Here is a 7,523-nt window from a genome sequence, read left to right on the forward strand (position 1 = left end):
GGCTAACGCCTGGCAGCCGATTGTCGGCCAGTATCTGAACCTGATGAAGCTCTCGTCGCTGGCAAGCGGCATTGGCTTTGCCGAACTGACCTATCAGGTGCGGCAAATTGAAAGCTATAACGCCCATGCGCTGGAAGCTTTTGCCGTCGGCACCGCGCTGTATCTGGCGCTCGGCGTGGCGATGGGGCTGCTGCTAACGCGCCTCGGCCCGGGTCATAGTCCGCACAGGAGAGCCCAGCATGAACGCTAATCTGGCGGTTATCGCCGACAATCTCGATTACCTGCTGTGGGGACGCCTGGCGGAAGGCATTCCCGGCGGCGTAGCCCTGACGCTGATGATGGCGGTTGGCGCAGCGGCGCTGGCGCTGCCCGGCGGGGTTTTGCTGGCCGCTGCCGCCTGGCGCTATGGCGGAGCCGTCCGTCGGCTGCTGTTTTTGTGGGCCGAAATCATTCGCGGTATTCCGCTGATTTTCGTTATTTTTTGGCTCTGGTATCTGCTGCCGATGCTCACCGGCAGCGATCTGCCCGGCGCCGTGACGGTAACCCTGGCGCTGGCGTGGTTTACCGCCGCCTCGGTGATGCACTCGGTGCTGGCCGGCCTGCAGTCGCTTCCCGCCGGCCAGTATGAGGCGGCGCGGACGCAGGGCTTTTCCGCCGGACAGGCGCTGCGCCTGATCCTGCTGCCGCAGGCGCTGCGCAACGTGCAGCCTTCGCTGGTGGGGATTTTTATCGGCCTGCTGAAGGATACGTCGCTGGCGTTTATCGTCAACGTCCCGGAGCTCACCACCGTCGCCGGCCAGGTGAACAACCGCGTCCAGATCTATCCTCTGGCCATTTTTGTCTTTACCGGCGCGGTCTACTATCTGCTGTGCTGCGGCCTGAGCCTGCTGGCAAGCCGCCGCTTTCGCTGGCGCAAGCGGCTAAAGCCGGCATAAAAATCGCCGCCGCTCCCGGCGCGCCGCCTCCCTGCCCTTCGTCATCGGAGGGCACTATTTTCGCCCTTTCCGCGGCGACAAATCGCTACCGTTCACTATTTGTTCGCCTTAGCGTCATATAACGATCATATAAAACGCCATTAATAGTGCCCAGTTTAATGACGAACCTGGACGCTGTTATGAATAGTTCTCTCGCTGCGGTAACCGATACCGATTACCCACAATTTAGTCAGCCAGATACCGATCGTCAGCGGAAAGTCTTAAGCGTGCGCGGCCTGAGCAAGTCCTACAGCGCGCAGCAAACCGTGCTGGACGGCATCAGCTTCGATCTCCACGCTGGCGAGCTGGTGGGCGTTATCGGCCGCTCCGGCGCGGGTAAATCAACCCTGCTGCACGTGCTTAACGGCACCCACAGCGCCACCAGCGGCGAGATCCTCAGCTATCCGGAAGTCGGCACGCCGCGCGATGTCGCCAAACTCAAGGGCCGGGCGCTGAACGCCTGGCGCAGCGAATGCGGGATGATTTTCCAGGACTTCTGCCTGGTGCCGCGCCTGGATGTGCTGACAAACGTCCTGCTCGGGCGCCTGAGCCAAACCTCGACGCTGAAGTCGCTGTTCAAAGTCTTCCCCGATGCCGACCGGGCGCGCGCGATCTCCCTGCTCGAATGGATGAACATGCTGCCGCATGCGCTGCAGCGGGCGGAAAACCTCTCTGGCGGACAGATGCAGCGCGTGGCTATCTGCCGGGCGCTGATGCAGAACCCCGGTATTTTGCTGGCCGATGAGCCGGTCGCCTCTCTCGATCCGAAAAATACCCAGCGCATCATGAACGTGCTGCGCGAAATTAGCGAACAGGGCATCAGCGTGATGGTCAACCTGCACTCGGTCGAGCTGGTGAAAGAGTACTGCACGCGGGTTATCGGCGTGGCGCGGGGCAACATTATTTTTGACAACCATCCCTCTCAGCTGAATCAGGATATTCTGCATCGGCTGTACGGTGATGAAATTAGCCAATTGCATTAATTTCCACTCACACGGGCAAAATAATGAAACAATATATCACTGGCGCAGTTCGTTTATCCGCAGCGGTCGCGGGCATTATGATGGCATGGCAGGCGAGCGCCGCCGCGCAGCCGAAAGAGTTAAACCTGGGGATCCTCGGCGGCCAGAACGCCACCCAGCAAATTGGTGATAACCAGTGTGTGAAAGACTTCCTCGATAAAGAGCTGAACGTCGATACCAAATTACGCAACTCTTCCGACTACTCCGGCGTTATTCAGGGCCTGCTGGGCGGCAAGGTTGACGTGGTATTGAGCATGTCGCCCTCCTCGTACGCCTCGGTTTATATTAATAACCCGAAAGCGGTCGATATTGTCGGCATCGCGGTTGACGATAAAGATCAGTCCCGCGGCTACCACTCGGTGGTTATCGTTAAGGCCGACAGCCCGTATAAATCGCTAGACGATCTGAAAGGCAAAGCATTCGGCTTCGCCGACCCGGATTCAACCTCCGGCTTCCTGATCCCGAACCAAACCTTTAAGCAGAAATTTGGCGGCACCACGGATAATAAATATAACAACTTCTTCTCCAGCGTAACCTTCTCCGGCGGCCACGAGCAGGACATTCTCGGCGTGCTGAACGGCCAGTTTGCCGGCGCGGTAACCTGGACCTCTATGGTGGGCGACTACAACAGCGGCTACAGCGTGGGCGCGTTCAACCGCCTGATTCGGATGGATCATCCGGATCTGATGAAGCAGATCCGCATCATCTGGCAATCGCCGCTGATCCCCAACGGCCCGATCCTGGTGAGCAACGCGCTGCCGGCTGATTTTAAAGCCAAAGTCATCACCGCGATCAAGAAGCTGGATACCGATAACCACGCCTGCTTTATCAAGGCGATGGGCGGCACCCAGCATATCGGCCCGGGCAGCGTTGCCGATTTCCAGCAGATTATCGATATGAAGCGCGAGCTGGTGAGCGCCCGCTAATCCCGCCTCCACGCCGCCCCACGGCCTGGCCGGCGCGGGGCGGCGGTATGCTGAAGACCCCTTGACGTATGAATATTCCGAATACCGAATTTGAACGCTATTACCAGCAGGTGCGCGCGCGGCAGAAGCGCGACACCTTTAGCTGGTCGCTGCTGCTGCTGGTGCTTTACTTCGCCGCGGGCAGCGCGGCGGAATTTAACCTCTTCACCATCTGGCACTCCCTGCCGAACTTTCTCGATTACATGTTTGAGACGCTGCCGACGCTGCATCTCAGCGATCTGTTCGCCGATTCGCATACCAAAGGGTCGTTCGCCTACTGGGGCTATCGCCTGCCGATCCAGCTGCCGCTGATTTGGGAAACCCTGCAGCTGGCGCTGGCCTCCACCCTGGTCGCCGTGGCCATCGCCACCCTGCTGGCTTTTCTCGCCGCCAACAACGCCTGGTCGCCGCCGCCGCTGCGCTTCGCCATCCGCGTTTTGGTCGCCTTTTTACGTACCATGCCGGAACTGGCGTGGGCGGTCATTTTCGTGATGGCCTTCGGCATTGGCGCAATCCCCGGCTTTCTGGCGCTGATGCTGCATACCATCGGCAGCCTGACCAAGCTGTTTTATGAAGCGGTAGAAAGCGCCCAGGACAGGCCGGTTCGCGGGCTGATGGCCTGCGGCGCCTCGCCGCTGCAGCGGATCCGCTTCGCCCTGTGGCCGCAGGTCAAACCGATTTTTCTCTCCTACGGCTTTATGCGCCTGGAGATCAACTTTCGCTCTTCGACCATTCTTGGACTGGTGGGCGCAGGCGGGATCGGCCAGGAGCTGATGACCAACATTAAGCTCGATCGTTACGATCAGGTCAGCATCACGCTGCTGCTGATCATCATCGTGGTATCGCTGCTGGATATGCTGTCCGGCCGCCTGCGGCAGTGGGTTCTTGAGGGTAAAAAATGAGTCAGTGGCAAAACCAACCGAATATCGCCGCCAGCCGTCGCCAGCATAAGGCGCTGTATCAGGCCCAGGGGCGCTATTTGCGCTACGTCGGCCTGCTGGCGCTGCTGAGCGTGCTCTATTACGTCTGGTTCTTTATGCAGTTTGGCATCAGCGGGGAGCAGCTCACCACCGGGCTGCAGCAAATCAGCCGCTATCTGCTGCGCATGTTCGTGTGGCACGACTTCTTTAACTGGCCGTTCCGCTACTACTTCACGCAGATCGGGATTACCCTGGCGATCGTCTTCGTCGGGACGATCACCGCCACGGTTATCGCCCTGCTGCTCTCCTTCCTCGCGGCGCGCAATATTATGCGCGGCTTTATTCCGGGGATTATCGCCCTGCTGATGCGCCGGATATTTGACATCCTGCGCGGGATTGATATGGCGATTTGGGGGCTGATTTTTGTGCGCGCCGTCGGCCTCGGGCCGCTGGCCGGGGTGCTGGCGATTATCATGCAGGATACCGGCCTGCTCGGCCGCCTGTATGCCGAAGGCCATGAGGCGGTGGACCGTTCGCCGGGGCGCGGGCTAACCGCCGTCGGCGCCAACGGCCTGCAGAAACACCGCTTCGGCATTTTCACCCAATCCTTCCCGACGTTTCTGGCCCTGAGCCTCTATCAAATCGAGTCCAACACCCGCTCGGCGGCGGTGCTGGGCTTCGTCGGCGCCGGCGGGATCGGCCTGATTTACGCCGAGAATATGCGCCTGTGGAACTGGGACGTGGTGATGTTTATCACCCTCCTGCTGGTGGCGGTGGTGATGGCGATGGATACGCTCTCCGCCTGGCTCCGTCGGCGCTACATTGGCGGCAGCGTGGTGCCGCTGTTTAAATCCTGATAGCGCCCGCCTCCCCGAGGCGAAGCGCTGCGCCCGCCCGGGGAGATTAAAGCTGCCAGCTGAGCACCGGCCAGCGATGCTCCTCATTCGCCGCCGCCAGCTGCCGGCAAGGGTTGACCAGCCGCACGCGGTCGGCGTGCAGGCATAGCGGCAGATCGTTGATTGAATCGGTATAAAACGTCACCTCTCCGGCGAACTGCGGATAGGCCTGCCGCCACTGCGCCAGCCGAATCACCTTCCCGTGCTGATAGCTCGGCGTGCCGGCAATCACGCCGGTATAGCCGCCATCGGCCATCTCCACGTCAATGCCTAACGCCTGCTCGATGCCCAGCGCATCGGACACCGCCTGCACCAGCAGGCTGACCGAGGCCGAGATCACCAGCATCTGTTCACCGCGCGCCCGCAGCGTGCGGATAACCTCCCACGCCTGCGGGTAGACGCGGGGCAGGATCTCCTCGCGCACGCAGCGGGCGACCAGGCCGTCAACTTCCGCCTGCGGGACGCCGATCAGCGGAGCCTGGATTAGCGCCACGTAGTCGGCGATATTCATCTCGCCGCGATCGTAATCCGCCATCAGCATCGCTTCTCGCGCCAGATAGTCCGGGTCGTTAATCCATCCTTCCCTCACCAGGAAACGGCTCCATACCGTACTGCTGTCACCCTTAATCAAGGTGTTATCGAGATCGAAAATCGTGAGAGCGTTGGACATCGTTCATTTTCCCTAATCAGTAAACAGGCCCGCCAGAGCATGCTTTCGAAAGATGACAGCAGAATGATCCGCCCGACCTCTCCGCCGTCACGCCACCGCCTCAAGGTAGCAAACGCCCTATCCGCCCATCAACCCTGGCCGGCATAAAACCAGCCCGCAGCGGCTCTACGACGCCAGCGCGTCGTTCAGCCAGGCCAGCAGATTTTCAGCCGACGGCTGCGCGGGCGCCCGCGCCGTCGGCTGGCCCTGCTCGATCAGCAGCAGCGTCGGCAGGCCGCGAACCCCAAGGGTGGCCGCCAGATCCGGGTGGCGATCGGCATCGAGATAGCGCGTATCCAGCGCCGCGATCCGCGCCGCAGCCTTTTCCTGCGCCAGCAGCTGCCAGAGCTTACGGCAGTGCACGCAGCGCTCCGCGCCGACAAACAGCAGCACCGGCCGCCCGCTCTCCAGCTCCTGCGCCGCGCTCAGCGGGGTGAAGGCGCTTTCCGCCACCCGGAACAGCTTCGGGCTGCGGCGCAGGGTATCGTTGTCGGTCGCCACGCACAGCGCGTCGGCGCTTTTGCTATACGGCTGCACTCCCGCGACCCGCACCACGCTCTGCGCCGGGCCCGCGGCCGCCGCGCCGGGCTGGCGTAACGTCCGCACGTCCACCGCCGCGATCGGCGTCTCCTGCGGCTGCGCCAGCTGCGGGATCCAGGCGTAGGGGATGCGGTAGGCGCGATAGACCATATTGTTATTCAGCGTCCTGCCCCAGAACGGCGAAATATATTCCCAGACGATCTCATGGTCGCGGGTCACTTCAAAAACGCGGCCGTTCGAGCCTTCGTTAATCAAGGTATTGCCGTTTTCCAGACGCTGCATATTGCTGATATAGGGGCTGTAGAAACGGTATGAATCGGTCGGCTGCGGCAGATCCGCTTCGTAGGGCGAGTAGCGCCATTCGATATCCAGGGTCAGCGGATTGATCTCGAGGATCCGCGAGTAATCGCGCCAGGCGTTTTTCACCCCGTCCGCCGACGCCGGGTTTGGCGCACCGTATCCGGCCCAGCCGCCGTTATCGAAGATCAGGATATTGCCCGCGCCCGGCAGCCCCTGGGGGATCATATGCGCGTGATGCTGGCCGATAATCCAGCCGATATGCTTGAGCTCCGGCTTACCGTAATCCGGGCCAAGCTGCCAGACGATGCTGCCGCTCTGCTTATCAATGATGGCGATAATGTTGGATTCGCGGGCGTCCCAGATAATATTGTCGGGATGGAAGCGCCGATCCCCGGCGTCATACCACCTGTTCGGCCCCAGCGCCGACATCGAGTTGATATGCATCCAGTCGCCCATTCCGCCACCGCTGGCGCGCATATTGGGGTTGTTGTACAGCGCGGTGCGCGCCGCATCGTCGAAGCCAAGCTCGTGGAAATGGTCGCTGCAGCGCCACTCCCAGACCACGTTGCCCTGCCAGTCGACTTCAATAATCGTGTCATCCAGCAGCAGCTTGTCGGAGATATCGGCATTCACCAGGTTGGTGTGGGCGAGGATCAGCGTATTTCCCCCCTCCACCTGCGGCTCCAGGCCCGGCGCGTAGTAGCCTACCGGGTTGCCGGCGCGCTGGTAATCGTGATGCGCGCGGGCCATCCAGCGCGTTTCGTTGCCGGGATCGCTGACCTGCTCGTAGCGATCGAACTTCCAGGTCACGTTGCCCTCCCAGTCCACCTGGATCAGATCGAGCATATCCTGCATGCCGTAGCGCGGATCGCGCTCGCCGCTGTGGCCGAGTATCGCGCCGCCGGGCAGGATCTTATTGGGAAATCCGTGCAGCTCAGGCCATTCGCGTACCACCTGGCCGTTCATATCCACCAGCACCGCGCCGCGCTCGGTGGCCTGGAAAAGGGTGTAGCCGCTCCAGGCGCGCGTGGGATCGTAAACGGTGGCGCCGGTCGGGTAAACGGAAGGGTGTCCCATGGTGTTGCTCCTTAAATAACGGTATCAGGCAGAGTGGTAATCAGATTGCGGATCCGCCGGCAGGCGGCGGTAAAAGAGGCCTCTTCGCGCCGGCGCGGATGGGGGAGCTCAAGGCTCACC

The 7,523-nt window shown here is 61.3% G+C and carries 7 protein-coding genes and 1 pseudogene; 6 read left to right on the forward strand and 2 right to left on the reverse strand.

What is annotated here, in order from left to right; translation table 11 throughout:
• The 6 genes and pseudogenes from PFH44_RS22765 to phnE (PFH44_RS22790) form a co-directional block, all read left to right on the forward strand.
• Window positions 1–250: pseudogene (locus tag PFH44_RS22765) on the forward strand (amino acid ABC transporter permease); the annotation flags it as partial.
• Complete coding sequence (locus tag PFH44_RS22770) at window positions 240–935, forward strand: amino acid ABC transporter permease (protein WP_045854142.1); 696 nt, start codon at window positions 240–242, stop codon at window positions 933–935. The pseudogene PFH44_RS22765 and the gene PFH44_RS22770, both read left to right, overlap by 11 nt.
• A gap of 179 nt (window positions 936–1,114) precedes the next feature.
• Window positions 1,115–1,957 carry a phosphonate ABC transporter ATP-binding protein gene (phnC, locus tag PFH44_RS22775; RefSeq protein ID WP_283826238.1) on the forward strand — a complete coding sequence of 281 codons (843 nt, stop codon included), beginning with the start codon at window positions 1,115–1,117 and terminating at the stop codon, window positions 1,955–1,957.
• 23 nt (window positions 1,958–1,980) lie between these two features.
• Window positions 1,981–2,922: a phosphonate ABC transporter substrate-binding protein gene (phnD, locus tag PFH44_RS22780; RefSeq protein WP_045854140.1), complete on the forward strand. Its 942-nt coding sequence runs from the start codon at window positions 1,981–1,983 to the stop codon at window positions 2,920–2,922.
• Between the two features lie 68 nt (window positions 2,923–2,990).
• Window positions 2,991–3,863, forward strand: a complete 873-nt coding sequence (gene phnE, locus PFH44_RS22785; RefSeq protein ID WP_045854139.1) for a phosphonate ABC transporter, permease protein PhnE — start codon at window positions 2,991–2,993, stop codon at window positions 3,861–3,863.
• The gene (gene phnE / locus PFH44_RS22790; RefSeq protein ID WP_283826239.1) at window positions 3,860–4,738 is read left to right on the forward strand and encodes a phosphonate ABC transporter, permease protein PhnE; all 879 of its coding nucleotides are present in this window, start codon (window positions 3,860–3,862) and stop codon (window positions 4,736–4,738) included. Before phnE (PFH44_RS22785) ends, phnE (PFH44_RS22790) begins: the two co-directional genes overlap by 4 nt.
• Window positions 4,739–4,784: 46 nt before the next feature.
• On the opposite strand, the gene PFH44_RS22795 is transcribed toward phnE (PFH44_RS22790), so the two are convergent.
• On the reverse strand, window positions 4,785–5,447 hold the full coding sequence (locus PFH44_RS22795) for an HAD family hydrolase (RefSeq protein WP_045854137.1): 663 nt from the start codon (window positions 5,445–5,447) through the stop codon (window positions 4,785–4,787).
• 165 nt (window positions 5,448–5,612) lie between these two features.
• Window positions 5,613–7,403, reverse strand: a complete 1,791-nt coding sequence (locus PFH44_RS22800; protein WP_283826240.1) for an aryl-sulfate sulfotransferase — start codon at window positions 7,401–7,403, stop codon at window positions 5,613–5,615.
• Window positions 7,404–7,523 lie beyond the last annotated feature (120 nt).

This window comes from Klebsiella sp. Ech2A, from assembly GCF_030078455.1.
GTDB classification, from domain to species: Bacteria; Pseudomonadota; Gammaproteobacteria; order Enterobacterales; family Enterobacteriaceae; genus Klebsiella; species Klebsiella terrigena.